Annotated in this window: 30 protein-coding genes and 1 pseudogene; 15 read left to right on the top strand and 16 right to left on the bottom strand. The window is 63.2% G+C overall.

Going from position 1 to position 26,629, the window contains the following annotated elements; all coding sequences use genetic code 11:
- Positions 1 to 377: TSUP family transporter (locus tag NKH49_RS20725; RefSeq protein WP_352927535.1), on the top strand; the 377-nt coding region annotated here is incomplete at its 5' end.
- 199 nt (positions 378 to 576) lie between these two features.
- On the opposite strand, the gene NKH49_RS20720 is transcribed toward NKH49_RS20725, so the two are convergent.
- Both NKH49_RS20720 and NKH49_RS20715 read right to left on the bottom strand, forming a co-directional pair.
- Complete coding sequence (locus NKH49_RS20720) at positions 577 to 1,011, bottom strand: YqaA family protein (RefSeq protein ID WP_352927532.1); 435 nt, start codon at positions 1,009 to 1,011, stop codon at positions 577 to 579.
- Between the two features lie 24 nt (positions 1,012 to 1,035).
- Complete coding sequence (locus tag NKH49_RS20715; protein ID WP_352927530.1) at positions 1,036 to 1,305, bottom strand: hypothetical protein; 270 nt, start codon at positions 1,303 to 1,305, stop codon at positions 1,036 to 1,038.
- Between the two features lie 232 nt (positions 1,306 to 1,537).
- On the opposite strand from NKH49_RS20715, the gene NKH49_RS20710 reads away from it, so the two are divergent.
- Together NKH49_RS20710 and NKH49_RS20705 are read left to right on the top strand one after the other, a co-directional pair.
- A complete protein-coding gene (locus tag NKH49_RS20710; protein ID WP_352618113.1) occupies positions 1,538 to 2,590 on the top strand; it encodes a hypothetical protein in 1,053 nt (350 codons plus the stop codon).
- 1 nt (position 2,591) lies between these two features.
- Positions 2,592 to 4,067: an FAD-dependent oxidoreductase gene (locus tag NKH49_RS20705; RefSeq protein WP_352618116.1), complete on the top strand. Its 1,476-nt coding sequence runs from the start codon at positions 2,592 to 2,594 to the stop codon at positions 4,065 to 4,067.
- 24 nt (positions 4,068 to 4,091) lie between these two features.
- On the opposite strand, the gene NKH49_RS20700 is transcribed toward NKH49_RS20705, so the two are convergent.
- Complete coding sequence (locus NKH49_RS20700; RefSeq protein ID WP_352618119.1) at positions 4,092 to 4,562, bottom strand: YbhB/YbcL family Raf kinase inhibitor-like protein; 471 nt, start codon at positions 4,560 to 4,562, stop codon at positions 4,092 to 4,094.
- Between the two features lie 49 nt (positions 4,563 to 4,611).
- Positions 4,612 to 5,049, bottom strand: coding sequence for a DUF2267 domain-containing protein (locus tag NKH49_RS20695; protein ID WP_023677864.1), 438 nt, complete (start codon positions 5,047 to 5,049; stop codon positions 4,612 to 4,614).
- A gap of 279 nt (positions 5,050 to 5,328) precedes the next feature.
- Here NKH49_RS20695 and NKH49_RS20690 point away from each other — a divergent pair, with 279 nt between their 5' ends.
- Entirely contained in the window at positions 5,329 to 5,808 is a 480-nt protein-coding gene (locus NKH49_RS20690) for an Hsp20/alpha crystallin family protein (protein ID WP_352471471.1), read from the top strand.
- Positions 5,809 to 5,895: 87 nt separating this feature from the next.
- On the opposite strand, the gene NKH49_RS20685 is transcribed toward NKH49_RS20690, so the two are convergent.
- A complete protein-coding gene (locus NKH49_RS20685) occupies positions 5,896 to 6,324 on the bottom strand; it encodes a CBS domain-containing protein (protein ID WP_023677862.1) in 429 nt (142 codons plus the stop codon).
- A gap of 297 nt (positions 6,325 to 6,621) precedes the next feature.
- On the opposite strand from NKH49_RS20685, the gene NKH49_RS20680 reads away from it, so the two are divergent.
- The 6 genes from NKH49_RS20680 (at position 6,622) to NKH49_RS20655 (ending at position 13,143) form a co-directional block, all read left to right on the top strand.
- Positions 6,622 to 7,338, top strand: a complete 717-nt coding sequence (locus NKH49_RS20680) for a phosphoribosyltransferase (RefSeq protein WP_352618123.1) — start codon at positions 6,622 to 6,624, stop codon at positions 7,336 to 7,338.
- Positions 7,339 to 7,349: 11 nt separating this feature from the next.
- Positions 7,350 to 8,027 carry a dienelactone hydrolase family protein gene (locus NKH49_RS20675; RefSeq protein ID WP_352471474.1) on the top strand — a complete coding sequence of 226 codons (678 nt, stop codon included), beginning with the start codon at positions 7,350 to 7,352 and terminating at the stop codon, positions 8,025 to 8,027.
- Between the two features lie 122 nt (positions 8,028 to 8,149).
- Positions 8,150 to 8,650 (top strand): DUF6496 domain-containing protein, encoded by a 501-nt coding sequence (locus tag NKH49_RS20670; RefSeq protein WP_352451168.1) that lies wholly within the window; start codon positions 8,150 to 8,152, stop codon positions 8,648 to 8,650.
- A gap of 310 nt (positions 8,651 to 8,960) precedes the next feature.
- Entirely contained in the window at positions 8,961 to 9,908 is a 948-nt protein-coding gene (locus NKH49_RS20665) for an arginase family protein (RefSeq protein WP_352927525.1), read from the top strand.
- Positions 9,909 to 10,098: 190 nt separating this feature from the next.
- A complete protein-coding gene (locus NKH49_RS20660) occupies positions 10,099 to 12,630 on the top strand; it encodes an NAD-dependent epimerase/dehydratase family protein (protein ID WP_352618126.1) in 2,532 nt (843 codons plus the stop codon).
- A 267-nt stretch (positions 12,631 to 12,897) separates the two neighbouring features.
- Positions 12,898 to 13,143, top strand: coding sequence for an extracellular solute-binding protein (locus NKH49_RS20655; protein WP_352618129.1), 246 nt, complete (start codon positions 12,898 to 12,900; stop codon positions 13,141 to 13,143).
- Here NKH49_RS20655 and NKH49_RS20650 read toward each other — a convergent pair whose 3' ends face one another.
- The 5 genes and pseudogenes from NKH49_RS20650 to betI all read right to left on the bottom strand — a co-directional run bounded on the left by NKH49_RS20650 (position 13,144) and on the right by betI (position 16,557).
- Positions 13,144 to 13,938, bottom strand: a complete 795-nt coding sequence (locus NKH49_RS20650) for an inositol monophosphatase family protein (RefSeq protein WP_352618131.1) — start codon at positions 13,936 to 13,938, stop codon at positions 13,144 to 13,146.
- A 66-nt stretch (positions 13,939 to 14,004) separates the two neighbouring features.
- The gene (locus tag NKH49_RS20645; protein WP_352618134.1) at positions 14,005 to 14,208 is read right to left on the bottom strand and encodes a hypothetical protein; all 204 of its coding nucleotides are present in this window, start codon (positions 14,206 to 14,208) and stop codon (positions 14,005 to 14,007) included.
- A 50-nt stretch (positions 14,209 to 14,258) separates the two neighbouring features.
- Positions 14,259 to 14,435, bottom strand: a pseudogene (locus tag NKH49_RS20640) (aspartate aminotransferase family protein); the annotation flags it as partial.
- A gap of 27 nt (positions 14,436 to 14,462) precedes the next feature.
- Positions 14,463 to 15,764, bottom strand: coding sequence for a flavin monoamine oxidase family protein (locus NKH49_RS20635; RefSeq protein WP_352618137.1), 1,302 nt, complete (start codon positions 15,762 to 15,764; stop codon positions 14,463 to 14,465).
- 76 nt (positions 15,765 to 15,840) lie between these two features.
- The gene (gene betI / locus NKH49_RS20630) at positions 15,841 to 16,557 is read right to left on the bottom strand and encodes a transcriptional regulator BetI (protein ID WP_502893699.1); all 717 of its coding nucleotides are present in this window, start codon (positions 16,555 to 16,557) and stop codon (positions 15,841 to 15,843) included.
- A gap of 113 nt (positions 16,558 to 16,670) precedes the next feature.
- Here betI and NKH49_RS20625 point away from each other — a divergent pair, with 113 nt between their 5' ends.
- Both NKH49_RS20625 and NKH49_RS20620 read left to right on the top strand, forming a co-directional pair.
- Positions 16,671 to 16,889 (top strand): hypothetical protein, encoded by a 219-nt coding sequence (locus NKH49_RS20625; protein WP_352451221.1) that lies wholly within the window; start codon positions 16,671 to 16,673, stop codon positions 16,887 to 16,889.
- A 2-nt stretch (positions 16,890 to 16,891) separates the two neighbouring features.
- Positions 16,892 to 17,152 carry a hypothetical protein gene (locus NKH49_RS20620; RefSeq protein WP_352471481.1) on the top strand — a complete coding sequence of 87 codons (261 nt, stop codon included), beginning with the start codon at positions 16,892 to 16,894 and terminating at the stop codon, positions 17,150 to 17,152.
- 42 nt (positions 17,153 to 17,194) lie between these two features.
- Here NKH49_RS20620 and NKH49_RS20615 read toward each other — a convergent pair whose 3' ends face one another.
- The 4 genes from NKH49_RS20615 to NKH49_RS20600 all read right to left on the bottom strand — a co-directional run bounded on the left by NKH49_RS20615 (position 17,195) and on the right by NKH49_RS20600 (position 20,310).
- Entirely contained in the window at positions 17,195 to 18,253 is a 1,059-nt protein-coding gene (locus NKH49_RS20615) for a dipeptidase (protein ID WP_352500772.1), read from the bottom strand.
- 186 nt (positions 18,254 to 18,439) lie between these two features.
- Positions 18,440 to 18,739: a GNAT family N-acetyltransferase gene (locus tag NKH49_RS20610; RefSeq protein ID WP_352451160.1), complete on the bottom strand. Its 300-nt coding sequence runs from the start codon at positions 18,737 to 18,739 to the stop codon at positions 18,440 to 18,442.
- Positions 18,732 to 19,367: an alpha/beta hydrolase gene (locus NKH49_RS20605; RefSeq protein ID WP_352451159.1), complete on the bottom strand. Its 636-nt coding sequence runs from the start codon at positions 19,365 to 19,367 to the stop codon at positions 18,732 to 18,734. Before NKH49_RS20605 ends, NKH49_RS20610 begins: the two co-directional genes overlap by 8 nt.
- 10 nt (positions 19,368 to 19,377) lie before the next feature.
- Positions 19,378 to 20,310, bottom strand: coding sequence for a VOC family protein (locus tag NKH49_RS20600; RefSeq protein ID WP_352451158.1), 933 nt, complete (start codon positions 20,308 to 20,310; stop codon positions 19,378 to 19,380).
- A gap of 224 nt (positions 20,311 to 20,534) precedes the next feature.
- Here NKH49_RS20600 and NKH49_RS20595 point away from each other — a divergent pair, with 224 nt between their 5' ends.
- A complete protein-coding gene (locus tag NKH49_RS20595; protein WP_352618142.1) occupies positions 20,535 to 22,112 on the top strand; it encodes an alkaline phosphatase family protein in 1,578 nt (525 codons plus the stop codon).
- Positions 22,113 to 22,164: 52 nt separating this feature from the next.
- On the opposite strand, the gene NKH49_RS20590 is transcribed toward NKH49_RS20595, so the two are convergent.
- Positions 22,165 to 23,532 (bottom strand): PRC-barrel domain-containing protein, encoded by a 1,368-nt coding sequence (locus NKH49_RS20590; protein WP_352613539.1) that lies wholly within the window; start codon positions 23,530 to 23,532, stop codon positions 22,165 to 22,167.
- Positions 23,533 to 23,784: 252 nt separating this feature from the next.
- Between NKH49_RS20590 and NKH49_RS20585 the strand changes: the two genes are divergently transcribed.
- Positions 23,785 to 24,705 (top strand): diacylglycerol/lipid kinase family protein, encoded by a 921-nt coding sequence (locus tag NKH49_RS20585; protein WP_352613537.1) that lies wholly within the window; start codon positions 23,785 to 23,787, stop codon positions 24,703 to 24,705.
- Positions 24,706 to 24,763: 58 nt separating this feature from the next.
- Here the strand turns inward: NKH49_RS20585 and NKH49_RS20580 are convergent, their stop codons facing one another.
- The gene (locus NKH49_RS20580; RefSeq protein WP_292659198.1) at positions 24,764 to 24,937 is read right to left on the bottom strand and encodes a hypothetical protein; all 174 of its coding nucleotides are present in this window, start codon (positions 24,935 to 24,937) and stop codon (positions 24,764 to 24,766) included.
- Positions 24,938 to 25,083: 146 nt separating this feature from the next.
- On the opposite strand from NKH49_RS20580, the gene NKH49_RS20575 reads away from it, so the two are divergent.
- Positions 25,084 to 26,610 (top strand): sensor histidine kinase, encoded by a 1,527-nt coding sequence (locus NKH49_RS20575; RefSeq protein WP_352613535.1) that lies wholly within the window; start codon positions 25,084 to 25,086, stop codon positions 26,608 to 26,610.
- Positions 26,611 to 26,629: the final 19 nt, after the last annotated feature.

Raw genomic sequence — 26,629 nt, 5'->3', positions numbered from 1 at the left:
GCCTGATCGTCGCGCTGTTGTCGGCGCTGATGGGCACGGTGGGACCCGTCTTGAATTCGCTCTATCTGAACTACGGTTCGGAGAAGGAGACGTTGGTCGCCACGAAATCGGTGAACTCGTTTGTGACCGATGTCGTCAAGATCGCGGTATTCACCGGACTCGGCGCGCTCGGTGGTCAGGCGGTCATGTACGGCGCAGCCGCGGGTTTGGGCGCTGCGCTTGCCAATCTGCTGGCCAAGCGCTGGCTCGAACGCCTAAGTGGACGACAGTTCCGCGGCCTTGTGGTCGCGCTCATGGCTGTGAGTGGAGCGCTGATGATCTGGAACCAGCACAGCTTCGTTGTGCAGGCCTGGCGCGCGGCCACAGGAATGTCTTAACAATGTCGATGTTGGCTGGAGCGCTGCGCCGTAGCTTGGTTGACCGGTCGCGCGATACGCAGAAGCTGGCAAAAGGCCTGCGCGCAGCCCTCGACAAGGTCGCCGTCAAAAAGAGCTAGCGCTTCCCGTCCGCGCGCATCATACAGGGCTCTTCGAACCAGCCGACCTAACCAGCTCAGCTTCGAGAAGATTCGCGGCATCAGATGACGCTCAGTGTCACGGCCGCAAGAACAAGATAGCGGCCCACCTTGGCGGCAGTGACCAGCAAAAGGAAAACCCGAAAAGGCTCGCGCAGGACGCCCGCGACGACGGTTAGCGGATCACCGACAATTGGCAGCCAACTTAGCAGGAGCGGCCACTTTCCGCATCGGCGATACCACACTTGCGCGCGGTCCAGTTGCGCTTGGTTCATCGGAAACCACCGTTGGCTCCGGAAGCGCTCGATGCCTCGCCCGAGCAGCCAGTTGATCACCGAACCAAGCACGTTGCCGACGCTCGCGACGGCGATGAGCAGCCAGGGCGAGTAATCCGCAAGCAGCAGCCCGACCAGCACTGCTTCCGATTGCATCGGCAGGATCGTAGCGGCGAGCAAGGCCGCCAGGAACAGACCAGCATAGGCCGTGAGATCGGTCATTGAACCGCATATCCGCCAGTCGACCTAATGATGGTGACCTTCGGGTTCGACCATCTTGAACGGCAGCGCCTGCTCGCGACCATTCGCGGCCAGGATCAACCTCGCCTGGAACTTATGCGGTTCGGCAGGGGCGACGGTGCTCTCAAGGCGGTGATGGTTGTCGCCGACAGGTTCGAGGCGAAGCGTCTCCGGCCCGCCGGGCCGGTCGATGATCACCGTCGCTGCCAGATCGTCGGCCTGGCGATCGATGGTCAGCCGCGTCCGCTCGCCGGCCGGTGTGTCGACGATTTCCAACGTCCCCGCAGCCAGACCGCAGGCGACCTTAAAGGGCTCCGGCGCAGCGTCAGTTGCGATACCGATCCGTGGCCAGCGCAGCGCATCATAATTCTGCTGTTCCTTCAGCCTGCAAAGTCTCCGCGAGAATCGTGAGGGTCGCGCCGGTGAAAGCGGCCAAGGAACCTGCCGCCGATCAGATCGTTTCGCGGTATCTGGCTAAGGCCAACCGGAGCGGAGGCAGATATGCCGCATGCCCGCAATCGCATGGAACCGAACATCGGCAAAGTCTGCCGTGGATTCGGGCCTTGGCGCGATGCTGCGTGACGTCGATTATGTCCTGCAAAAACTCGACTGGATGCGCGGCGAAGGCATCTGGCCCAACGGCTTGCGATATCTGTGGACCGATGCATTCGGGGTCGTGCTCTACGTCTCGCTTTGCACAGAAACTGGCGAACAGCGCTGGCTGGACGCGGCCGAGCGGCTGGTCGTGGATGTCGAGCGTGTGCTCGGCCGCCGGCGCGGACTGAGGATCGGCGAAGCGGCCGATCGCGACGGCCAGTACTTCCACTATCTGGCGATGTGGCTGTTTGCTTTGGCGCGTCTCGGCGATCTGAAGCCGGAATACCGCAAGCGCGGCATTGCGCTGGCGCGGGACATTCACCCGGCGTTTGTGGTCCCTGGCCGCGGCGTGATCTGGAAGATGCAGGAGGATTTGAGCGGTCCTTACCCCGGCTACGGCCTCGGCAGCATGGATGCCTATGACGGCTACGTCTCTTACCGAATGCTCGACGACGAGGAACTGGCGCCCGAGATCGCGCAGATGCGTGCCCTGATGGAGCGCGATTGGCGCAGCCTCGACATCGACCAGGACCTCGGCCTCGGCATGATGCTGTGGCTCGCCCATTTCTCTCCCGACGAGCCGTGGGCCGAGGCCCAGACGAGGCGTTCGCTGCGAACCCTGGAAACGATGTGGGTCGACCCGCCCGGTTATTTCAGCCGCGCGCCATGGCTGCGCGATACCAAGTTCGCCTTCACCAATTACGGCGTTTCGCTCGGCCTGCAGGCCGCCGGTATCTGGCCGGGGCGTGTCGATAGGCTGAACGCCTTCTTCGAGGACTGGCGCTCCGGTGACGAATACGACCGCGAGGCGATCACCTGGGTGATGGCCTGCACCTCGCATCTTCCCGGCGCTTTTCTGACCCGGGGTGGCGAGACAATGATTGAAAGCGACCAAGCTCGGGAACGTTCCTCCGCCGGCGCGGTTGTCGATGGAAGTGCATGGAGACGCAAGGGGCGCGGTTGAAATGGCCATTCTCTTGGGAAAACCGGGAAGCTGTTGGGTGGCGGCAGCCGCCTCCACGAACTATCCCCAGCTCGAAGGTTCGATCCGTGCGGACGCCATTGTCGTGGGTGCTGGAATTGTCGGGCTGACGACGGCGCTTCAGCTTTGCGAGGCGGGCCGGTCGGTGGTCGTCCTCGAAGGCCTGCGCACAGGCGGCCAGGTGACCGGCCGCTCGACGGCCAAGATCACCACGCAGCATGCGCTGATCTATCGTCATCTCATCGACAGCGTTGGCCGGGACCTGGCGCAGACCTATGCCGATGCGAATTCCGCCGGCGCCCGCCAAATCCGCGATTGGGTTAACAACTGCGCCATCGCCTGCGATTTCGAGAGCAAGGACGCCTATACCTACACCTGCAGTGAAAGCCGCTGCGCGGAGATTGCGGCCGAGGCGGAGGCCGCGCGCCAGGTCGGGCTGGAGGCCGAGATCCTCGACCGCGCGCCGCTGCCTTTCGAAACGGCCGCGGCATTACGGTTCCCCGACCAGGCGCAGTTCAATCCGGCGATGTATCTGGTTGGCCTGGCGGAAGCGGTGACGGCCCGTGGCGGTCGGATCTTCGAAAACAGCCGCGCCACCTCGATCGACGAGGCAAGCCGCTGGCGCGTTGCCACCGATGGCGGCGCCGTTGATGCCGGGCATGTCGTCGTCGCCACCAACATGACGGTGAAGAGCCCCGTCGGCATGGCGAACCGGACGCAACCGCGCTGCCACACCGCCATGGCCTTTCGGATCGACGATCCCCTCCCTGTCGACGGCATGTTCATCGGCATCGACGACCCGACGCATTCCATCCGCACGGGCCGTGATGCCGAAGGGCCACTGCTGGTCACGCTCGGCCCCAAGTTCAACACCGGCTGGGACGGCGACGTGGCCAAGCGGTTTGTCGAACTGGAAAACTGGGCAAGAAAGAACCTTCCGGTCGGCGACGTCGCCTGGCGCTGGTGCAATGAGGACTATGATACGGCCGACAGGATCCCATATGCCGGCGAACCCGATCCCGCCAAGGCCGCCGGCTTCCACATTGCCACGGGCTTCAACGCCTGGGGCATCACCAACGGGACGGCCGTGGGCGAGATGATCGCCGACCTGATCTGCGGCCGCCCGAGCCCATGGCAAAAACTCTACGATCCGGCCCGGCCCTATCCTGAGGACTTCCACAAGAACGGCCGCAGTCAATCGATCGTCTCGAGCACCCACGACATTGCGCCTGGTATGGGCGGCGTGATCGTCAGGGGAGACGAAAAGATTGCGGCGTGGAGAGACACCGAAGGCGCACTCCAGGCGGTTTCGGCGATTTGCACCCACAAGGGCTGCACCGTAACCTGGAACAATGCGGACCACACCTGGGATTGTCCCTGCCACGGCTCGATCTTCGCCGCCGACGGTTCGGTCATCCACGGCCCTGCCCGAAAACCGCTTGCCCAGATTACATTGTGAAGGCGGCGACCGACACGGCCCGCGTCACGCCGGCCGTTCGTAGGTTCCGACCAACTCCGTCTCCTCCAATGCGTGTTTCTGGGCTTGCTTCCAGACCTGATGCACGCCCGCCTGTCCTGGTACGCTGAGGCTCGGCACATCGAGCGCGGCCAGCAGGAAGTGGTAATGGTGGACGCCGTGCCCTGCAGGCGGCTGCGGACCATCGTAATACGCATTGCCGAAATCGTTGGTGCCTTGCCTGAGTGCCGACGGGCCGGGCTTGCCGTCTTCGGCCTCGGCTAGTCCCCCGGCATCCGGCGGGATGTTGAACACCGCCCAGTGCCCGAAAATCCCGCTTGGTGCATCGGGATCCCGCACGACAAGAACAAGGCTCTTGGTACCATCCGGGACACCGGACCACTTCAGCGGCGGCGAGACGTTCTGGCCGTCACGCGTATACCTTTCGGGAATTCTTCCGCCTGCCCGGAACGCCGGGCTGATAAGGGTGAGTGGCATTGCTATTTCCCCAAGGAGGTTGCGACCGAGAAGCCCGCGCCTGCGCCGTTCACGCCGCTTGCTGAGCTTCGGCGACGCGTCTTATCTCGCCCGGCAGGGATTCCCAGACCTTGTGCATCTGTCCTTCTCCGACGTGATGGGCGAGTACCTTGGACACGACCCTGAATGCATCCTTGGAATCGACCGGGCGGGTAAATTCCAGCTCCGCCTTGATCTTGGCCAGAAACTCGTCGAGCGACCGCATCTTCTCGGGAGCTTTGGAAGGCTGATATTGGTCATAGAAGGCGCCGCGCACCAGGATCGGCAGCTGCGAGCCGAGGTGGGCTGCAAGATCCGGCTGCATACGGTCGCGCAGGGCGTGCAGCACCGCTCCGAGAACGTGCCAGGCGACCTGCCGATCCGGTCCAATCTCGTCCATGATCTCGTCGAGCCAGATGTTCGTGGTCTGCAGTGTCTTGTCGAATACGTCGAGTCCGGTGGCGTTCATCGAGATCCTCCTTCCGTTCAAATCCGACTAGGTGATGTGACCAAACAGCCGTACCTGCCCGTTGTTCCCCCAAGCGCATGTCCTGATGCGCATTTATTGTCGGAGGTCCCGTCTGTTGTCGGCCCGTCATGAGGGAATTCGGGCCGGCTTTTTTGCCGCTGTTTTTCGACCACCTTTCTTGGCCGGCACCGGAACATCCTCATGGGTGGACGAGTTTTGTTTGCCGTCGCCGATCACATGGCGACGAGTGATGCAGACACAAAAAACAGGAGAAGAACCATGGCACATCACGATTTGGCGCCCCGGACGCCATCGCGCAGCCTCTACCCATCCGCGCGCGACCCGCTCACGTCATTCCACCGGCAGATTGACCGCCTGTTCGACGACTTCTTCGCGCCGATGGCCGAAGCGACTACGGCCGGCGATCTTTGGCCGAGCGTCGACGTACATGAAACAGACCAAGCCTATAAGGTCACCGCCGAATTGCCGGGGCTCGAGCAGAAGGACGTTGAGCTCAAGCTGCGCGAAAACACCCTCTTTATTACGGGCGAGAAGCGTTCGGAGCACAAGGAAGGCGAAGGCGGCCGCACCTACAGCGAACGCAGTTATGGCCGGTTTCAGCGGACCATCCCGCTGGAAGCGGAGATCGATGCCGACAAGGTGCAGGCCACTTTCAGAAACGGCATTTTGGCTGTCGAGCTTCCGAAGAACCCCGCGGCAAAGGACAAGACACGCCGCATAGAAGTGAAAGCGAGATAGTTGCCAAACTGAAGGCTGCCTGAGCAGGCGGCGTTCAGCCCAGATGGAGAAGAACGGCGAGCACGGCGGCAACCGCCCAGCGAGCGTCTAGCGCCGGGGATCGTCCGTTGCCTCGGAAACGCCTTCGAGAGCGATTTTGGCGGCTTCCTCATCGGTCCGCCCGAGGTCGGCCAGGGCGATGACGCCGACGAGGCGCTTGTCGTGATTGATCACCGGAAGACGACGCACCTGATGCTTGGCCATGATCTTCGCCGCATCGGTGATATCGGCGTCATCGAAGCACCAATAGACATGCTCGGACATGACCTCGCGAACGGTCGTGTTGCCGGCTGAGCGCTCCTCGGCGACGCCGCGCATCACGATGTCGCGGTCTGTCACCATGCCGACCAGCCTGTCATTCTCGCCGACCGGAAGGGCGCCGAGATTGTCGGCCCGCATTTTCCGGGCGGCATCCCTGATTGTCGTGTTCGGGCCGACCAACTCGGTCCGACGGCTCATGATCTCCTGAACTTGCATGGGATCTTCCTTTCCCTGATTGCTGAGGCAACAAGTCGCCAGACGGACCTGTTGCGACGCATCGCTAGATTGCCAGCTGGCCGGACGAGGCATGTACGGATCACTATCTTCGATCTTCCCGATCCGCGCTGAGGCGCGTGCCGGTGCCGGCACCTCGCGATCGAAACTATTCTTGGAACGTCCAGGCAGCGAGCGAGTTCCAAAATGGTACCGGTGCCGCAGCCATCCCACGGAATGTGGACGCAGGCTGGTGAAAAAACATCCACCGGGAAAACAGATGCACGCGGATTGAAGGTCATGGCTATCATCTTTTCAGATCGCCGCGAGGCCGGGCGGCAACTCGCCGGGGAACTCGTTCGCTTTGCCGGCCGCGACGATGTGATCGTATTGGCGCTGCCCCGAGGCGGCGTGCCGGTCGGCTACGAGGTCGCCCAGGCACTCAAGGCACCGCTCGACGTCTTCGTCGTGCGCAAGCTCGGCGTCCCCGGCCACGAGGAACTGGCCATGGGGGCGATCGCGCCCTCAGGCGTACGTGTCCTGAACGACGAAATCGTCAACGGTCTCGCGATCCCGCCACATGTCATCGACGCGGTCGCTGCAAGGGAGGAAAAAGAGCTTCTGCGCCGCGAGCACCTCTATAGGGACGGGCGACCCCCACCGCAGTTGAATGGACGAACCATTATCCTCGTGGATGACGGGCTTGCGACCGGATCGACCATGCGGGCCGGGATCAAGGCGCTGCGAAAAAACCACGCCGCCCATATTGTCGCGGCCGTTCCCGTCGGTAGCCCCGACACTTGCGACGCGATGCGGGCGGACGCCGACGAGGTCGTTTGCGCGACGACACCAGAGCCGTTGCTGGGTGTCGGGCGCTGGTACGTGGATTTCTCGCAGACGAGCGATGAAGAGGTCCGCGCGCTCCTCGCCAGGTCCGGGCCCAAGCCCGCCGCTTCCGAAGAGGAATTGGCTGGGCGCCCAGGCGCGGGTCCGGCGCCTGGCACCAGATCGACATAGCGGAGATGGATATGGACCGGGATAGCGAGCACGTCGTGCATGTTCCCGCGGGACCTGTCACGCTTGAGGGCAATCTTTCGTTGCCCTCGGATGCTCGTGGCCTTGTGCTCTTTGCCCATGGCAGCGGAAGCAGCCGCCACAGCCCGCGCAACCGCTACGTGGCAGGAAGGCTGAACGAGGCGAACCTCGCCGCCTTCCTCATCGACCTGTTAACGGCCGAAGAGGAGCGGATCGACCAGGTCACGGCCGAGTTGCGCTTCAATATCGGACTGCTCGCCGACCGGCTGGTCGGCGTCACGGATTGGCTCGGCGCCTCGCCGGAAACATCGGGGTTGCGTCTTGGCTATTTCGGCGCGAGCACGGGCGCCGGTGCCGCCCTGGTGGCGGCGGCCGAGCGGCCCGACCAGGCCGCGGCCGTGGTTTCGCGTGGTGGCCGGCCCGATCTTGCAGCGCACGCCCTGCCGCGCGTCCGGGCGCCGACCTTGCTCGTCGTCGGAGGCGCGGACAAGCAGGTGATCGCGCTCAACCGCTCGGCGCTGGCGGCGCTCCACTGCGAGAAGGAGCTCGCCATCGTCCCTGGCGCGACGCACCTGTTCGAGGAACCCGGCGCCCTGGACGAAGTCGCGGGCCTGGCGAGCCGATGGTTCTTGCGCCATCTGATTTCGGACAGATCGGCGTCGACGTCCTGACAGCTGGGGCTTGGATCACCAGTCCCGGGATCATTTGCGTCCTCAACGCGTTATGATCCTCATAAGACCGCGCGCAGCTGCAACCCGAATGGCTGTCGCAACCCGTATGAGGGAGAAAGACAATGCCGGACAAGAAAACCATCGAGAAGGCCCGAAAGGACAAGCGCGAGGGCAAATCGCCGAGCACACAGGCCGGCGAGTTCGTGCACGAGGAGATCGATAAAATCCGCCGCGGCGAGCACGGCGCGCGCTCGACCCAGCAGGCCATCGCCATCGGGCTTTCCGAGGCAAGACGCGCAGGCGTAGACCTGCCCCCGCCCAAAAAGGGCAAGGTGAAGGAGAGCACGCGCAAAAGCGCCGAATACGCCTATGAGGCCGGCCAGGGTGAACGCACGCCGAAACGCCGCCCGCGGGTCTCGAAAGCCGTCTCCAAGGTGCTCGAGCACGAGCCGAGGAGTACGGCGTCGCACGAGGCGCTGGCGCAGCAAGCCAAGCGTGCGGCCTCGCGCCGGACGGCTGAGGAGCGCTCGGCCGCTGCCAAGAAGGCCGCCGAGACGAAAGGCGCCAGCGGAAGGAAGGCGGCGGCGCAGAAGGCCGCCAGAACGCGCGCGCACCACGCATAGTTCAAAGACGGCAGTTCGCCTCCTGGAAATCCGATATGGCCCAAGCGACCGGTATCGAGATCTGCCCCGGCAGCGCGGGACAACGCCGCTGCCCAAGGCGAACCTGCATCCGCGGGACAACATCGACTTCGAAATCACCGCTGACGAAACGGTGGCGCTGAACGAGCAATACGCGTCACTCGCGACGCTGCCTGACGCGTGACACCAACCGGAGGTACACGGCGGCAAGGGCAGCGGGAGACCGGTCAGGAAAGCGCAGCCTGTTTCTTGAGCATGATGCGTATCGCCCATAACGCGGAGAACTCTGATCATGACCTCAGCTGCCAGCACGACAATGCCGCGAGACACCACTCAGACGAGACATATCGCTTTGCTCGGCGCGCCCTCTAATCTTGGGCTGATGCCGCAGGAGGGTGAGCCGGAGCCCGGCGTGTGGAAGGCGCCGGAGACACTTCAATCGCTTGGTCTCGCCGACCGTTTAGGCGCCGGTCCGTTGCGCTCGGTTCGGGCTCCGCCTTATCGGCCTGAGGTGGATCCTGCGACGGGCGTGCGCAATGCCCAGGCCCTGCGCCAGTATTCCAAGACGCTTGCCGAAGCGGTCGACGAGGAGCTGAACTCGGGAGGGTTCCTGCTCATGCTCGGCGGCGATTGCCGTGTGTTGCTTGGCCCTGCGCTCGCGCTACGGCGTCGTGGCCGCTACGGCCTTATCTTCTTCGATGGGCACACCGATTTCAAATTGCCGGATACCTCGCCGTCAAAGGGAGCCGCGGGCATGGATTTGGCCTTCGTGACCGGCCATGGCCCGACGCTCCTGACCGATTTCGGCGAGCACACTCCTTTGGTCCGTGAGGCCGACGTAGTCGCGTTTGGCTATCGCGATGTGCAGGACCCCGCGACTTACAGGTCCAAGGCCGTCTTCGACACCGATGTTCACCGGATGGATTTGGCTGAAGTGCGGCGGCGCGGCTTCGCCGATGCGGCACGCATAGCGCTTGACGCGGTCGCAGGGCAGGACATCGAGGGTGTATTCGTTCACTTCGATGTCGACGTGCTGGACAGCGAGATCATGTCGGCTGTCGATACGCCGGAGGCCGGCGGTGTCTTGCCCGACGAAGCTGTCGAAGCCCTTCGCACATGGTGCAACGATCCACGCGTGATTGGGATGGAGGTGACGATCTATGATCCCGACCGCGATCCGGATCGTCGCTGTGGCGAGCTGCTGATCGACATTCTGGTCGCTTCCCTTCGCGGCCGGTAGACCAATGGGAGTCCTGCACTTGTGCACAAATGCAATCCGCCGGCACGAATGGCCGTCGGTCTGACGGATCGCCGCGCGCACCCATTCTGTGGTGCTACCTCATCGGGAACCGTTCTCAACGAACATGGTTCGGAGTGTGCGACCGAAGCATTCGGCTTCTTCTACCCGGCTATCGCCAAGGAGATTCGCCATGACCGGCAAAACCCGTCCCACCGTCCTGATCACAGGCAGCAGCGGGTTTCTGGGCCAGGCCATCGCTCGCGGCTTGATGGAGCGCTACGACATCATCGGCCTTGATGTTGCCAGACGATCCTTGCCCAGCGTCGAGACGATCGAGATCGACCTTACCTCGGACGCGAGCGTGGCGAAGGCACTGGCCGAGGTGCGCGAGCGGAGCGGCGGCCGCGTTGCCTCGGTGATCCATCTCGCGGCTTATTACGACACGACCGGCGAGGATAATCCGAAATACGGCGCGGTGACCGTCGAGGGAACGCGCCGGCTGCTGAACGCGCTGAGGGGGTTCGAGACGGAGCAGTTCGTGTTTTCGAGCACGCTGCTGGTGCATGCGCCGAGCCCGGCAAAGGGCGCCAGGATCGACGAGCGATCGCCGATCGATCCGGCCTGGGCCTATCCGAGATCGAAGGCCGAGACCGAGACGCTGATCCAGAAGGAGCACGGCGACATCAAGGTTGCGATCCTGCGACTGGCGGGTGTCTATGACGAGGATTGTCACGCGGCCTTCATCGCCCAGCAGATCGCCCGCATTTTCGAGCGCATGCCGACCGCCTATCTTTTCACCGGCGACATCACCACCGGCCAGCCCTACCTGCATCTGGACGATCTCGTCGACGCCGTGGTGCGCACTGTCGACCGGCGCAGCCCGCTTCCCGACGAGACCGTACTGCTGATCGGCGAAGAAGAGACGCCGTCTTACGACGAGATGCAGAAGCAGATCGGGCAGCTCCTGCATGGCGAGACCTGGCGGACCCTGTCCCTGCCGAAAGAGGTGACGAAGCTCGGTGCCTGGATGCAGGAGAAGGTTCTCGACCAGGAGTCCGACATCAAGCCATGGATGATCGAGAACGCCGACGATCACTACGAGATCGACATCTCCCGCGCCAGGCGCCTGCTTGGCTGGAACCCGCGGCACCGCCTGACCGCTACCTTGCCGGAAATGATCCGGCGGCTGAAGGCGGATCCTACCGACTGGTACAAGAAGAACAAGCTTGAACCGTCGGCGGCCGCCGCTTCCGCGCCCGAGCTCGACCAGGCCGCCGAACGGCTGCAGCGCCCGCTCGAGCGCTCGGACGACGAGGTCGAGGCGGAAACCGAACGCCGCCGGGCCGCAACGCTCTGGGCGCCGCTGACCAACGTTGCGATCGGGCTGTGGCTCGTGGCGTCGCCCTTCACGCTCGGCCTGTTCGATCCCGCTTCAGCACCGATTCCGCCGGCGCTCGGACATGAGATCGCCTCGCCGGAGACGCGCGATGGCAGGCTCGGCATCAGTGAGATCGTATCCGGCCTCGCCATCCTGTCGCTGGCGCTCGTCGGCATGCGCCGGCGCTGGCACGGGCTGCAATGGATCACCGCCTCGATCGGGGTTTGGGTGATGTTCGCGCCGCTGCTGTTCTGGACCACCAGCGCCGGAGCCTACGCGACCGACACGTTGGCCGGCATGCTGATCGTCGCGTTCGCGGTGATGATCCCGCCGACGCCGGGTATCAGCCGGCGTGCCCTTGCCGCCGATGACGACCGCCCGCTCGGCTGGAGCTATTCGCCCTCCCTCTTCACCCAGCGCATTCCCATAATCGGCCTCGCCTTTGTCGGCCTGTTCGTCTCGCGCTATCTCGCTGCCTATCAGCTAGGGCACATCGACAGTCTTTGGGATCCGTTCTTCGGCCCGGGCGAAACGCCGGCCGGCAATGGCAGCGAGGCGGTGGTCACCTCCTGGGTCTCCAAGGGTTTTCCGATCGCCGATGCCGGGCTGGGCGCCTTTGCCTATGCGCTGGATATCCTCGCGGGCGCGATCGGCGATCGCCGCCGCTGGCGTACCATGCCGTGGATGGTGCTTTTGTTCGGCTTGCTGGTCGTTCCGCTCGGTGTGGTCAGCGTCGGCTTCATCATCATTCAGCCACCGCTCATCGGGGCGCTGTGCACGCTCTGCATCGTCCAGGCTGCCGTCACCGTCGTCCTCATCCCTTATTCGGTCGACGAGGTGCTGGCGAGCTGCCAGTATCTTTGGCACGCGAAACAAGCGGGAGAGCCGTTCTGGCGCACATTCTGGTGCGGAGGTCCGGCACTTTCGGAGGACCAGACGCCAACGCCGGATCTCGACCGGCCGCTATCGGCAGTGGCGCGGGACTTCGTCACTGGCGGTGTGAATTTTCCCCGGACCCTTGTCGCCAGCACACTCGCCGGCGCCCTGCTGATGATCACGCCGCTTGTCTTCGGCACCAGCCCGCCGCTCTACTTCAGTGATAATGTCACCGGCTGCCTGGTCATCATGATCGCCGTTACGGCGATGGCCGAGGTGGCGCGCGCCGTCCGCTTTGTGAACATAGCGCTTGGAGCCTGGATCGCCCTCTCTCCGTTCATGCTCGCCGGCGGCGCGGCGGCGAGCCTCGCCAATCTGGCGATCGGAGCGCTGCTGGTCGGGCTCAGCCTGCCGCGCGGCACGCGCAGCGCTGCGCATTATGGCGGCTGGGACCGGGCCATCGTCTGAGAATGTTCGGCGGCGCAGGACGGTCGGCCAGGTGGCTGCAAAGATTGATCCGCATCAACCTGTCGAACACATCGAGCGGGAAGTCGGCGAAAGGCGCAAAGGCGGCCGTACCCTTCCAACTTGAATTTTCCGCGTATCTGCATTTCATAAGTCGGCAAATAAATTAGGGAGGAATTTCAACGTGATAAAAGGGCAATTCTCTGCGCCGGCATCCTCGCCGCCGGTATGTGGTCCGCGTCGTCATCGGCGTCCGCCGAAAGCCTGACCATGTCTTGCGGCGTTGACGAGGTCTGGTGCCAGCAGACGGCGCGGGCGTTCGAGGAGAAGACCGGCATCACCGTCAATATGACCCGCAAGAGCGCTGGCGAAATCTATGCGCAATTGCGCGCCGAGGCCGCCAACCCAAAGGGAGACATCTGGTGGGGCGGAGCCGGCGATCCGCATCTGCAGGCAGCCGAGGAGGGCCTGACAGTGGAAATACAAATCGCCGCTGCTCATGCGGACCGGTTCTGATCAAAGCTTGAAGGATTGCACGCAGAGCTGGCGGACCTGGGCGAACACGCCGCTGCCGGCGCAAATCACCAGCGCGCCGTTTTCCAGCACCGTCTTTGGGTCGGGCTTGACTATAGTGCCGCCGGCTTCTTCCACCAGCAGCATGCCTGCCAGGCAGTCCCAGGCGTTCATATGCTCTTCGACATAGCCGAGCAGCCTGCCGGCGGCCGCATAGGCGAGCATCAACGCGCCGGATGCGTTACGGAAAAACACGCCGCCCTGTGAAAACAGCAAACCGATGAGCGTTGCGACGTTCTGCATTTCGGCGCGGTTGGAAAAGCCGGTGCCCAACGAGCCGTCGGTCAGGCTGGTGGCCGCGCTTGCCCTGATCGGCTTGCCGTTGAGAAAAGCGCCGCCGCCCTTACGGCAATGGAACGTTTCGCCGGTAGAGGGCTCGTGGATGACACCCACGACAGTGTCGCCGTCCTTGGCGCAGGCGATGACCACACACCAGGCCGGAATGCCCCGCACGAAATTCGCGGTGCCGTCGATCGGATCTATCACCCAGACATGCCCGCTCGATCCGGTGACCGAGGCATGCTCCTCGCCGACAATTCCATCGGTCGGGTAAGCGGCTTTCATTGCCGCACGGATGAACAGCTCGACCTCGCGGTCAGCCTGCGAGACCATGTCCTGATGACCTTTGCTCTCGATGGCGAGGCTGTCGAGGTCGCGAAAATACTTCAGGCCGAGCGCGCCGGCGCGCCGCGCGAGATCGATGGCGAACTGTTCGCGCGTTGCTGTGTCGGGTGTCATGAGATCCTTGGGATGGCGAATGTGATCTGAGGAAAATACCCCAGCCAAAGAAGCTTAGCGGTGAAGCTAAGAGCGTGCAAATGACGAGCCCTGCCTTTTGCGGGGCAGCCCCGAGGCCGACCGGTCTTCCATGCGCCCGACAGCGACAGTCGCGCTCATACGGGTCCGGGTCATGTCGCCTTCGATATAGATGATCTGGCCGGTCATGAAGCTCGACGCGTCGGAAACCAGGAAGATCGCGGCACCGCCCAGTTCATCGACCCCGCCCACCTTGCCAGCGGCCGACCAATGCCACGGCTGAGATTGCCGGCGATAAACGCCTATCCCCGCCAGACATCTTCGCGGCGCAGATCGTCCATCGCGCGCGAAATGCCTTCGCGCAGGATCGACACCATATCGTCGATCTACTGGCGCTTGATGATTAATGGCGGCGACATCACGCACATGTTGATCAGTAGCCGGACCAACAGGCCGAGCTCGTGGCAATGCGCGTCGATGCAGGTCGGCACCTCGATCCGCCTCGCTTATGACCCTGAGGCTCTGCTGGCGATAACCGACTGAATAATTTTTTGCGCAGCAGTGCGACCGGCGACGATCGCGCCCTCGACATAGCCCGGAAATGACGGCGACAGCTCCGACGAGGCAAAATGCACCGGCGGGGCGCCCGCCCGGATAATGCGTTCGGCATCCGTTGCCGTCGCATCGACGATCGAATCGCTGTAACCGCCGCCGCTCCAGTGATCCCCGGTCCAGTCGCGATGGCTGAGATCGGTGACGCCGGCGGCCTCGATACCGAGCGCATCTTGCAGCTTTGATGTCACCGTTGCGCGTAGCGCCGCGCTGTCCATATCCCGCCAGCGCTGCGCCAGCGGCCCGCCGATGAAGACGACAAGTGCTGCATGATCCTCATCCTTGCTGGCATCGCAGGCAAAAAGTCCGTGCGGCTCCCGCCACATTACCATGCCGCTCAAGCCCCTGTCGCGCCAGAAAGCCTTGGGATAGCGCACCAGCATTTTGATCACCGCGCCGCTTTGCCAGACGCCGAGGGCTCTCTCCAGCGCAGCCGGCAGCGGCGGCACGAAATCCACTCTCGAGGCCATCATCGGCGGTAGCGCGACCAGTACCGCTCGTGCCTCGGTCACGCCGGCGGGCGAAACGACGCGAACCCCTCCCGGCCCGTGCTCAATAGCCTCGACAGCTGTATTCAGCCGCAGTCGATCGCCGAGATCCCGCGCAAGATCATCCGCCAGCGAATGCATGGTTTCGCCCACGAAATATTGCAGCTCCGACACCTCGTTGGTGATGCGGCGATCATTGTCGATCAAGTACCACAGCGGCAGCCTTTCCATTGCCAGGCACCACAGGCCCTCGATCATCGACCGAAAGGCGGCCTTGGCATCGTCGGGATCGTTCTGGCGATCGAGCCATGCCGCGACTGTCAAGCCGGCGATGGCCGGGTCGGTCGGTGCGATCGCGTTCATCCGCTCGCGCATTCGCATCGCAGTGCCGTAAGTGCGCCCGGCTTGCGCCTCGCTCATTCGCGGCTGCGTGACGAATTCGCCTGCGACATGGGTCTCGACCAATGTCTTGCCGCGCGCTCGCACCAGCGCCATTAATTCCGGCATGTCTTCGCACAAGAACTGGCCGCCGCTGTCGATCCGCTCGCCGAGCCCGTTCTGCACGGCTTCGACGCGGCCGCCGACACGGTCGCGGGCTTCGAGCAGCACGGCATCGATGCCGGCGTGGTTCAATTCACGCGCGGCCGACAGGCCGGTGAAGCCGGCGCCGACGATGGCCACATCGGCTCGTTCGATCTTGAACTTCATTAGCCGGCCTTGATCTTCTCGAATGTCAGGCGCCGGATCATTGTCTTCATTGCTGGTCCACCCTCTTTTTGATGGTTCATGCCGGCCTGGCACCGCGGGCTGCTGAGTTCGGATAGTGCTTGGGGAATGCCGCAGACAGGAACTCGTTCGCGGCCTGCAGCGCCGTCTCGCGTGTGGCGTCCTCGGTGCCCATCATCAAATGCAGCCACAGACCATCCAGCATGGCGCTGAGCGCCAGCGCCATGACTTGCGGCTCATAGGCATAGAAGCCGCTCTGCTTGAGCGCCGCGCAAAGATCGATGAATATGTTCTGGTAGACGGCATCGCGTGCGCTGCTCAGCGCCTGATATTTCGGTCGCGATTTGGCCTCGCCCCAGAAGGCACACCAAGCAGCCAGCTTGCGCTTGTTGCAGATCGAGCGGTTGAAATCGGCTGCCACCAATGCCTGCAGCTGGCGGGCGGGATCATCGCCGGCCCTTTGCAAGGCGCCGCGCCAATGCGCCGAATACTCGTCATGCATGTATTGCAAAGTGGCGACGAGCAGCTTCTCCTTGCTCTCGAAATGGAAATTGACGATGCCGCGCGACAGGCCGGCGCCGTCGGCGACGTCGGCCATAGTCGTTTCCGAATAGCCGCGCTTGGCCAATGAATCGATAGTCGCTTCGATCAGTTGAACCTGCCTTGTCTCTTTCGACGCTTTGCGGCCGCGCTTTTCGGAATCGCTTTTTCGCGCCGGTTCGAGGAGGGCTTCGCGCGCCTCTGTTGTCTTCATCGGGGTGATGGTCTCCAGCATCGCCGGCTAGCCGACCGGCATCGGCCGCGAAGATCAGTGGGACGGTGTTTGCCACTGTCAAGCACCTTCTGCATGGCTGCCCATATTCGAATGTTCTCGTCGAGATTGCATCCTTGGAGAAAACGTCGTCGAAGGCACCGTCGGCGAAGGGCAGCAGTCCCGGCGATGCAAACCAGATCAGCGCCGCCGAGCCCGCCTGCAGCGGACCTTGGCTCGAGATCCACGCCAGGCGCGAGCTGCAATATCAAAAGCTGCTGAAGCGTGCCAAACTGGTGCCGCGGCTGGTCGTCAGGCTCGGCCGCCGCACTGCCAATCCGCCTGCGGATTTCTAAATATGGCCGACGACACCGACAGTCCCAAACTCGACGCCGAAGCCGCCGAACAGTGGCAGCTGATCAACACACCGCTCGGCGAAAAATGGTCGGGCCGCACCCGCTATGCTGCGGCCATGTTCTTCTACAAACGCGGTGAGATGAGCGCTGAAACGCTGGAGGCCTACCGTATTTGTGCCAGGCTGGATTCGACCGATCCGCTGCCGATCATCCGCGACCGCGGCATTGGCCAGGACTGGCTTAAACGCATGGGTTTCGAATAGTCCGCCTCCAAATCGCATTCCGGTCAAGCCGGCATCACCCGCTTAGCCGATGGTCTTTTCCAGCATGCCGAGCCAGTTGCGATAGGCGATCTTCTCGATCAGCGCGCGCCCGAAGCCGCGAGCCGCGAAAGCGTCGAGCAATCTTGGCAGGCCGGCAACGTCGCCTATCACGGCCGGGATCATGGCGCCGTCGAAATCCGAGCCCAGGCCGACGCCGTCTTCGCCCAGCGCCTGCAGCAGCGAATCGACATGGCGCACCATGATGTCGAGACTGGTGTCGGCGTTCATCCTGCCGTCCTCACGCAGGAACCCGGTGGCGAAATTCAGCCCGACCATGCCGCCGGAGTCGCGGATCGCGCCGAGCTGCCATTCGGTGAGGTTGCGCGAATGGCCGCAGATCGCGTGCACGTTGGAATGGGTCGCGACCAGCGGTGCGTCGCTGATCTCGACGACGTCGCGGAAACCTTTTTCGTTGAGATGCGAAAGATCGATCATGATCTTCAGCTGGTTGCAGGCTTTCACCAGCGCCTTGCCGGCATCGGTCAGCCCCGGCCCTGTATCGGGCGACGACGGGAAACGGAACGGCACGCCGTGGCCGAAGGCATTGGGACGGCTCCAGACGATACCGAGCGAGCGCAGGCCGGCTGCGTGGAGGACATCGAGCAGGGTGAGCTCAGGGTCGATCGCCTCGACCCCTTCGATGTGGAAGACCGCCGCGATCGAGCCTTGCGCCATCGCCTTCCTCACATCGCCGGCGGTGCGGCAGACAGTGAGCGCCGAAGCCCGCTCCAGCCTGAACAGGATCGAGGCCATCGCTATGGTGGAGTTGAGCGCATCGGCGCGCGGAACCTCGGGCGGCATGGGCTCGCTGTCGCTCGGCGCCAGCGGCACCGCGCCGCGCTTGGATTTCTCGACAGGCGGCGGGAAGATCGCGAACATGCCGCCGGCAAATCCGCCTTTCTTCGCGCGCGGCAGGTCGATATGGCCACTCGGCGTCCCCTCGACGAACAGCTTTTCGACGTCCGCATCCTTCGACTGGTAGAGCCTGAGCAGCGTGTCGTTGTGGCCGTCGAAGACGGGAATGAGATCGGATTCGGTCATGGAGGGCCATTCGGTTGAAGTGGTCGGGCCGCGGAGGGCGAGCCGGTTGTTGCCAATACTTAGGCAAGGCGAGCGCTCTGCGCAAATCCCGCATGTTTGCCTTATGTTTGTACGCCGCCAATGGTCGAAGCGGCACGCGGTAAAGCCGCGCACCCTTTGTCCTGTCATTCATCGAGGGGCAGTCTCTTACCGCTTCAGCACGTCCGCCCATTCCGGATGGCGGCGGAACTGAGCATTGGCGAACGGGCAAAGCGGGATGATCGTCTTGCCCGCCGCACGTGCATCCTCGACGGCACGGGTGACGAGGCGAAGTCCCGCGCCCTGGCCGCGAAATGCATCCGGCACTTCGGTATGGTCGATGATGATCTGGTGCTCGCCGACCTTGGTGAAGGTCATCTCCGCCTCGGCGCCGCTCGGCCCACGCAGGAAGTAGCGGCCCTTCGAGCCGCGGTCCTCCAGCTCGATCTCCGGCAATAGGTCAGACATGGCTTGCGGTCCTTTCATCCGGCGCTACGGCGAACAACTGCCGCGCCGCCTCGATCTCGCTCGGCCGCACCTCATGGCCGCCGTCATGCCACTCGACTGTGACATCGGCACCATCGGCGCGCAAATAGGCTTCAAGCCGCGCCGTCAAATCAGGCGGACAGATCGGGTCTCGCCTGCCGGCGGTGACCAGGATGCGGCTGCCGTCAAGGCTGCCCTTGACCTCCGGCTCGAACGGGATCAGCGGATGCATCAGCACCGTTGCGTCGAACAGCGAGGGTTCGGCAAACAGCACCGAGGCCAGGATGTTGGCGCCGTTGGAATAACCGAGGCCTAGCACCAAAGATGGCTTTGCCGCCTCGACATGTGCCTTGACGAAGCCGGCCATCTTGTCCGTCGCTCGCGTGAGATCGCCCATGTCGTAAACGCCCTCGCCGGTACGGCGAAAGAAGCGTGCGGCGCCTTGTTCCGAGACATCGCCGCGCGGGCCGACGATCGTCGCTTGCGGCGCAAGATCGCGCCCAAGCGACAGAAGCTGATCCTCGTCGCCGCCAGTGCCATGGAAGACGAAGAGCAACGGTCCGCCCAGCGAACCGGGCAGCACCTTGTGAATATACGAATCCTTGCTCATAACCCTGCCCTCAGTCTTCCAGTTTCTGCAGATGCTGCTCGAGATAGGGCCGCAAATGCTGGTGTTGCGACGGCAGTTTCAGCGCCTCGCCGAGATGGGCGGTATCCTCGTCGCGGTCGAAGCCCGGCTCGTTGGTGGCGACTTCGAACAGCACGCCCCCCGGTGTGCGGAAGTAGATCGCCCAGAAATAATCGCGGTCGATCACCGGCGTCACCTGATAACCTGTATCGAGGAGTGCCTTGCGCACTTCGAGCTGCTTGGCGCGGTTCTCGACGGCGAAAGCAACATGGTGGACCGAGCCGGCGCCGAGATTGGCGAAGCCGGCCCCTGGCAGCGATTCGATATCGACGACGTCGGCGCCGTTGCCGTTCTTCACCGCCAGCCGCCTGATGTTGCCGGACTTGTCGACCTCCTCATAACCCATGAATTTCAGCAGCTCTTCGGTGGCGCCGCCATCTTTCAGCCTGAGCGACACCGAGTGAAAGCCGCGGATCGCCACGTCGGTGGGAATGCCACCCTTGGCCCATGGCGCACGGTTGTCCGCTCTGTCCTCGACCAGCGCAAACCCGTCGCCGTCGGGACCGGCGAACGCAAGACGCTTCTCGCCGAACGTCTCCTCATGGGACAGCCCGGTGACACCTTGCTCGGCAAACCGTTTCTCCCAATAGCCGAGCGTGCCCTCGGGCACCGAGTAAGCGGTGTTGCCGACTTCGCCGACTCCATGGCGGCCCTTGCCGATGTTCGGGAACGGGAAGTAGGTCATCACCGAGCCGGGTGTGCCGACCTCGTCGCCGTAATAGAGGTGGTAGACGTCGGGTGCGTCGAAATTGACGGTTTTCTTGACCCGCCGCAGGCCGAGCGTCCCGGTGAAGAATTCATTGTTCTGGCGCGCATCGCTGGCCATCGAGGTGACGTGATGCAGGCCCTTGACCTGGTCGAGCATGTCTGTTGCTCCTTCCCTTGTGCTGGTGCGGCCCTTGCCGCTGTCCACGCAAATATGAGCATCCGCCTCCTGGCCGCAAAGGCGGCAAACACAGAATGGACTGTGCTGTTAAAGTGAACGACGAAGCAGGTTTTGTTCACCATTCGGCAAACTGGACCGGCTTGCATACTCGCCGAAATTGCGCTCCATGAGCGACGCATGTAGCCAGCGTGAGGATACAGCGGTTGAGTGGAAAACGCCCCAACATTCTCCTGATCACCTGCGACCAATGGCGGGGCGACTGCCTGTCAGCTGCTGGGCACAAGGTGGTAAGGACGCCGAATGCCGACGCGCTGGCTGCCGAGGGCGTTTTGTTCCAGAAGCACTATGGCGGCGCCGCACCTTGCTCACCGGCACGCGCCTGCCTCTACACCGGCCTTTACCAGATGAACAATCGTGTCTGCCGCAACGGCACACCGCTCGACGCCCGGCACGGCAATATAGCGCTCTGGGCGCGCGCCCTCGGCTATGATCCGACGCTGTTCGGCTATACCGACACGGCGCGCGACCCGCGCACGCTGGCGCCTGGCGACCCGCAGCTGAAAAGCTATGAAGGCGTGCTGTCCGGCTTCACCGTGCGCCAGCTTCTGCCTGAGCACCAGAAGCCCTGGCTGTCATGGCTCAAGGCGCGCGGCGTCGATGCCGGCGCCGGCTCCCCCGACATTCATCGCCCGGCGCGCGAAATCCTGGAAAACGACGGCGCGATCAGCAACGGTCCGCCAATCTATTCGAAGGACGAGACGCCGGCGGCCTTCCTGGCCGGCGAATTCATCCGCTGGCTCGGCGAGCAGGAGCGCGATGCCCCGTGGTTCGCGCATCTTTCCTTCATCAGCCCCCACCCGCCCTTCATCGTGCCGGCGCCTTACAACGCCATGTACGATCCGGCCATCGGTCCAGCTTTTGACCGCGCGGAAAGCTGGCAGGCCGAAGCAGCAAGCCACCCTTATCTCGCCTATGAACTTGACCGGCAGGAACGGTCGAAATTCCGTCCCGGCTCGGAGGGCAAGGTGCGCGACTGGGGCGACGACAATTTTCGCCGCATCCGGGCGCTCTATTACGGCATGATCTCGGAGGTCGACGCGCAGCTTGGCCGTGTCTGGCAAGCGGTCAAGGCGGCCGATGCATGGGACGACACCGTCATCGTGCTGACCTCCGACCACGCCGAGATGATGGGCGATCATTTCATGCTGGGCAAGGGCGGTTTCTTCGACGGCAGCTTCCATATTCCGCTGATCATTCGCGATCCGCGCCGCCGCAAGGCTGCCGGCAGCAGCGTCGACCGCTTCACCGAGGCGGTGGATTTGGCGCCGACCTTGCTTGAGCTCACTGGGCTCGAGCTCACTGGCGGCGAAGTGCTGCCGCATCTCGACGGCCGCTCGCTGGCGCCTTTCCTGGACGCAACGGAGCCGGACAATTGGCGCGATGCGGCGCATTGGGAGTTCGATTTCCGCTCGATCGCGGATGGTGATGCCGAACGGTATTTCGGCGTCGGTCCGCGTCAGTGCAATCTCGCCGTCGTTCGCACGCAAAAATTCAAATATGTGCATTTCGGCGGAGGCCTGCCGCCCTTGCTCTTCGACCTGGAGAAGGATGCGCGCGAGTTGACCAATGTCGCTGACGACCCAGCCTATCTGCGGGCACGGCTGGAATTTGCCGAGAAGTTGCTCGCCTGGCGGGCCGACCATCTCGACCAATCTCTGGCGCTCGCCGAATTGACGGACAATGGCGTTGCCGGCCATGTCGCCGGCTTTCCCTCGAGATAAGCAAAGCCCGCGCCGTTGCCGGCGCGGGCTTCTCTGTCGGCGTGTGCGCAGCTTAGCGCATGATCATGCGCTGTTTCTCGCGATTTTGCGCATAGCTGGCCTTGTCATAGGGGGCCTGCGCCTCAAGCTGCTCCTTGGTGAAGTTCGTGTAGAGATAGCGCTTGCCGTTCTTGTCGGTCATGAATTTCAGGTTGTCCATGCCGACCGCCACCTCCTTCTCGCCGATGCCAAGGAAGCCGCCGACGTCGATGATGACTGCATCGACCTTCTTGTCGCTGCCCAGCACGATATCGCCGATCTCGCCGACGTTGACATCGTTGGCGCCGTAGACGGTTGTTCCAACCAGATCCTCGGCCCGGATTTCGCCCATCGGCATTTCGGTTAGCGTCGACTTGTCGATCGACCCGGTCTTGGTCTGGTCGGCCGTGGAATTAGCCGGAGGCGCCGCTGCCGGAGCGTTTTGAGCCGTCTTGCCGGCTTGGTCAGCGTTGTTGGTCGTTGCGGTGTTGTCGTTCGGCGCAGTGTTGCTGGCCATCACGGTAGGCGTGACGGTAGCAGGCGCATTGGCATCGTTCGACGCAGTGGTTGCCGGGGCCGGATCATAGGCCTTGCGGTTGAAGTCTGGCTGCGCCTGCAGCTCTTCCTTGGTCGTTTGCGCGACCAGCCAGCGATCGCCGTTCCTCTCGGCCCACTGCGCCTTGTCGAAGTCATAAGCGACGTTCTTTTCGCCGATGCCGAGGAAGCCGCCGACACCGATGATCAGCGATTGCGCCTTGGCTTCCTTGTTGATGACGATGTCGTTCACGTCACCGATGTTTTGGGCGTCGTCGCCGGTGCCGTTATAGACGGTCTCGCCGATGATATTGGTGGCAAGATTGCCTTCCGCGCGCTTCACTGGCTCAGCCGGCGCGGCAGGCGCCGGGGTTGTATTTTGCGCGCTGGTGGAAGGGGCGGCAGGCGCCGCATTATCCGCCGAAGCTGGTGGCGGAGTCGGATCGTAAGGCCTCCGGTCGAAATCCGGCTGAGCCGTCAACTCATCCTTCGTCGTTTGCGCTATCAGCCAACGGTCGCCATTTCTTTCGGCCCATTGCATCTTCTTGTAGTCGAAAACGACGTTCTTGGTTCCTATGCCAAGAAAACCGCCAACGCCGATGACGACGGATTTTACCTCGCCGCGCTCGTCGAAGACGACATCGGTGATCTTGCCGATATTCTCTGCATTGTCGCCGGTGCCGTTATAGACCGACTCGCCGATGATATTGGTGACAAGGCTGCCCTCGGCGCGTTGCACCGGAGCGGCTGGAGCGGAATTCTCTACGGCGGGTGGTTGCGCCGGCGCCGGGGTCGTCGCCGACTGCGCAAATGCACCCGTCGCAATCAATGTTGCGACTGCTGTCGTGGTTAAAAGGGTGCGGATCATCTTAGTGTCTCCTCGTCGGTGATTTCGTGCACGCCGTGCCCACCTGGCGTCACTGCGGGCGCAGCGTCTTCTGCATGTTCACAACGTTGTGACCACACTGTTGTTCCGAAAAAAGCCGTGGTGCACCCGGTGCGATGTCAATGGTTCTCGGATTCGCCGCGTTGGTCGAAAGGAACATTTTCTCGGCCGCCCCGTTCCACTCCCGGCTGGGGCTCCGTCCCGGCCCGAAAGGTGCTGGAAAATGGAACGGCCATGCGGTTTGCAGCGGTGCTGAACAAGGACGGGGGCACCCTGCGCACCATCGATCTTGAGGCCTTCGCCAGTCGGATGCGCAGCACACTTGAGACTGCCGGCCACTCGATTGATATCGAAATCGTCGCCGGCAAGGATATCGTCGCCACGCTGGACGGCGTAGCTTCCAGGCGCGGCATCGACGTCGTGCTGGCTGGCGGCGGCGACGGCACCATTTCGGCCGCGGCAGCCCGTTTGATGAATGGGGAGAAGGCGCTGGCAATTCTGCCGGCTGGCACAATGAACCTTTTTGCGCGCGGCCTCGGTATCCCGCAGACCCTCGATGCGGCACTGAAATCGTTTGCCGACGGCGAGGTGATGGCGATTGACATTGCAACAGCCAACGGCCGGCCCTTCGTGCATCAATTCTCGATCGGCATGCACGCCAGGATGGTGCAACTGCGCCAGAAGATGGAATTCGGCTCGCGGTTGGGGAAGATGCGCGCCTCGGTGCGAGCCGCTTGGGCGACGATCAACAATCCACCGGCGATGAACGTAATGCTGATGATCGGCGAGGCCGAGATCAGAACCCGGATCACCGGTATCGGCATCACCAACAATCTGTTTGGCGAGGGCCACCTGCCCTATGCCGATAATCCGGCAGGCGGCGTGCTGGGCATCTATGTCACCGTGGCGCGGCGGCGCGGCGAATTGATCAGGTTCCTCTTTGACGTCGCCCGTGGGAAATGGCGCGGCAACGAGCATGTCGAAATCCATCAGGCAAACCGCGCCGTTTTGAAAATCCATTCGACTAACAGGAAAGTTCAGGCCGTCATGGACGGCGAACTGGTAAAGCTCGATCGCGAGACGACCGTCGAAATCCATCCGCGCGCGTTGAATGTTCTCGTCCCTGCGCGCGCTGTCGAGGCAAAGGTTGCCTGACGTGGGATGCGTGATGTGGGGTTGCGTGATGCAAACTGGCGCGAGCGATGGAGAGAACCTAGCCGCTGGGCGTGTTGCCCTGTTCGGTCTTCGGCGTCTCGATCATCCAGCCGTAGATTTCGGCGACGCCCCAGGCGATAAAAGCCAGCAACAGCGCGGCGATCAGGATACGAAGGACATGCCGACCCCGCCGCCCTTGACGGGCTTTGTTTTCAGGAATGGTTTTTGGCATTGTCTGGCTCCATATTTGGCGCCGGCAGGCGTAACTGGCGGGGCGTTGGCTGGTAACGGTCCCCCGCCGCGAAAGTTCCGGCACTGCAAGGCGGCAGACGGGCCGGTTGGCCTGACCAATCAGCGGAGCCGGCCTCCGGGGGCATAGTGGACGACAATAGCCAGAACACGCCGGGCCTGCCGGCCGATATTCGCCGTGTGGTGGGCGCCGCGGACCGTCTTGCCGTGCTGCACGGCCTCGACACGCTGGACGGGGCTGCCGACCCTGATTTCGATCGTATCGGCGGTCTTGCCGCTTCGGCTATGCAAACGTCTGTCGCACTGATCACGCTGGTCGATGCCGAGCGGCAGTGGTTCAAGTCCTGTATCGGCCTCGACGAGACCGAAATCGCAACCGAGACATCGTTCTGCGCCTATACCATCGCAGCCGGCGACGTGCCGATGGTGGTGGCCGACGCGGCGGCGGATCCGCGGTTCAAAGCCAATCCGCTGGTCACCGGCGAGCATCATATCCGCTTTTACGCAGGCGTGCCCATCGTAGTCGACGGCGCGCTGATCGGCACGCTGTGCGTGCTCGACCGGAAGCCGCACGCACGTCCTTCCTCTGTCCAGCTCGACCAGCTGTCGGCGCTAGCCGGCCTCGCCGCGAGCCTGTTCACGCTGAAGGATGCAACCCGCAGTGCGGCGATTGCCAAGGCAGCACTGGTTCGAGAGGAAAAGCGGCGCGCTATCGCGCTCGACGCGGCTTCGCTTGCCAGCTGGGCATGGGATATCCGCAGCGATATGATCGACTGCGATGTCCTGCTGTCCGAATTGTTCAACCTGCCGAAGTCGAACAGGCTGAGGGCGCGCGACATCCTGACCGCCATCGACCCGCGCGACGTTCACCAGACCGAAACACGCTTTCGCGACGCGCTGACCGGCAGCGACGATTATTTTGGCGAATACCGTGTCAAAGGCCTCGATCCGCCGCGATGGATCGCAACACGCGGCCGCGTCATAGAACGCGACGGCGATGGCAAGCCGACGCTGATCTTCGGCGTCAACTACGACATTACCGAACGCAAGCTTGGCGACGAACGTCAACGACTGTTGCTGCGCGAGCTCAATCACCGCGTCAAGAACACTTTGGCAACCGTACAGGCGCTGGCGACGCAGACCGTTCGCCATGCCCGCCAGCCAAGCGAATTCCTCGAAGCCTTCAGCGCCAGGCTGCAGGCACTGGGCGTTGCGCACAGCCTGCTGTCGGACCGCGAGTGGCGCGGCATCGGCATCCGCGAGCTGGTGGAGATCGAGCTAAAGCCGTTCCAAGCCGCCGGACAATCGCGCATGGCGATCTCCGGCGCCGATGTCCTGCTCTCACCCGACCAGGCAGTCGGGCTCGGGCTGATCCTGCATGAACTGGCAAGCAATGCACTGCAATACGGGTCGCTCTCGGTTTCCTCCGGAAAGGTCGATCTCGATTGGAGGGTACAAGGCAGGAAGGGCGCACGCCGTCTGTTGCTGGCCTGGCGCGAAAGCGGCGGCCCGCGGGTTGCGCCGCCCGAACGCCATGGCTTCGGCTCGATCCTGATCCGCCGCAGCCTGGCCAAGGTCATTTCCAGCGAGGTGATCCATGAATTCCGGCCGGACGGCGTGGTCGCGGAAATATCGATTCCGCTCGAAGATTTGTGATTTTGCGACCGGCGCCAGA

It is taken from the genome of Mesorhizobium sp. M1088 (assembly GCF_040318575.1).
Taxonomy (GTDB): Bacteria; Pseudomonadota; Alphaproteobacteria; order Rhizobiales; family Rhizobiaceae; genus Mesorhizobium.
This window is presented reverse-complemented; position numbering and strand designations above follow the sequence as displayed.

Bases quoted from the DNA above. Each gene is read 5' to 3' on its own strand.
- NKH49_RS20655 (WP_352618129.1), top strand. From the start codon at position 12,898: ATGTCTTGCGGCGTTGACGAGGTCTGGTGCCAGCAGACGGCGCGGGCG.
- NKH49_RS20635 (WP_352618137.1), bottom strand. From the start codon at position 15,764: ATGAAGTTCAAGATCGAACGAGCCGATGTGGCCATCGTCGGCGCCGGC.
- NKH49_RS20690 (WP_352471471.1), top strand. From the start codon at position 5,329: ATGGCACATCACGATTTGGCGCCCCGGACGCCATCGCGCAGCCTCTAC.
- NKH49_RS20615 (WP_352500772.1), bottom strand. From the start codon at position 18,253: ATGACCGAATCCGATCTCATTCCCGTCTTCGACGGCCACAACGACACG.
- NKH49_RS20620 (WP_352471481.1), top strand. From the start codon at position 16,892: ATGGCCGACGACACCGACAGTCCCAAACTCGACGCCGAAGCCGCCGAA.
- NKH49_RS20710 (WP_352618113.1), top strand. From the start codon at position 1,538: ATGCCCGCAATCGCATGGAACCGAACATCGGCAAAGTCTGCCGTGGAT.
- NKH49_RS20610 (WP_352451160.1), bottom strand. From the start codon at position 18,739: ATGTCTGACCTATTGCCGGAGATCGAGCTGGAGGACCGCGGCTCGAAG.
- NKH49_RS20670 (WP_352451168.1), top strand. From the start codon at position 8,150: ATGCCGGACAAGAAAACCATCGAGAAGGCCCGAAAGGACAAGCGCGAG.
- NKH49_RS20685 (WP_023677862.1), bottom strand. From the start codon at position 6,324: ATGCAAGTTCAGGAGATCATGAGCCGTCGGACCGAGTTGGTCGGCCCG.
- NKH49_RS20590 (WP_352613539.1), bottom strand. From the start codon at position 23,532: ATGATCCGCACCCTTTTAACCACGACAGCAGTCGCAACATTGATTGCG.
- NKH49_RS20580 (WP_292659198.1), bottom strand. From the start codon at position 24,937: ATGCCAAAAACCATTCCTGAAAACAAAGCCCGTCAAGGGCGGCGGGGT.
- NKH49_RS20585 (WP_352613537.1), top strand. From the start codon at position 23,785: ATGCGGTTTGCAGCGGTGCTGAACAAGGACGGGGGCACCCTGCGCACC.
- NKH49_RS20665 (WP_352927525.1), top strand. From the start codon at position 8,961: ATGACCTCAGCTGCCAGCACGACAATGCCGCGAGACACCACTCAGACG.
- NKH49_RS20720 (WP_352927532.1), bottom strand. From the start codon at position 1,011: ATGACCGATCTCACGGCCTATGCTGGTCTGTTCCTGGCGGCCTTGCTC.
- NKH49_RS20695 (WP_023677864.1), bottom strand. From the start codon at position 5,049: ATGAACGCCACCGGACTCGACGTATTCGACAAGACACTGCAGACCACG.
- NKH49_RS20700 (WP_352618119.1), bottom strand. From the start codon at position 4,562: ATGCCACTCACCCTTATCAGCCCGGCGTTCCGGGCAGGCGGAAGAATT.
- NKH49_RS20660 (WP_352618126.1), top strand. From the start codon at position 10,099: ATGACCGGCAAAACCCGTCCCACCGTCCTGATCACAGGCAGCAGCGGG.
- NKH49_RS20705 (WP_352618116.1), top strand. From the start codon at position 2,592: ATGGCCATTCTCTTGGGAAAACCGGGAAGCTGTTGGGTGGCGGCAGCC.
- betI (WP_502893699.1), bottom strand. From the start codon at position 16,557: ATGCTGGAGACCATCACCCCGATGAAGACAACAGAGGCGCGCGAAGCC.
- NKH49_RS20680 (WP_352618123.1), top strand. From the start codon at position 6,622: ATGGCTATCATCTTTTCAGATCGCCGCGAGGCCGGGCGGCAACTCGCC.
- NKH49_RS20605 (WP_352451159.1), bottom strand. From the start codon at position 19,367: ATGAGCAAGGATTCGTATATTCACAAGGTGCTGCCCGGTTCGCTGGGC.
- NKH49_RS20675 (WP_352471474.1), top strand. From the start codon at position 7,350: ATGGACCGGGATAGCGAGCACGTCGTGCATGTTCCCGCGGGACCTGTC.
- NKH49_RS20650 (WP_352618131.1), bottom strand. From the start codon at position 13,938: ATGACACCCGACACAGCAACGCGCGAACAGTTCGCCATCGATCTCGCG.
- NKH49_RS20600 (WP_352451158.1), bottom strand. From the start codon at position 20,310: ATGCTCGACCAGGTCAAGGGCCTGCATCACGTCACCTCGATGGCCAGC.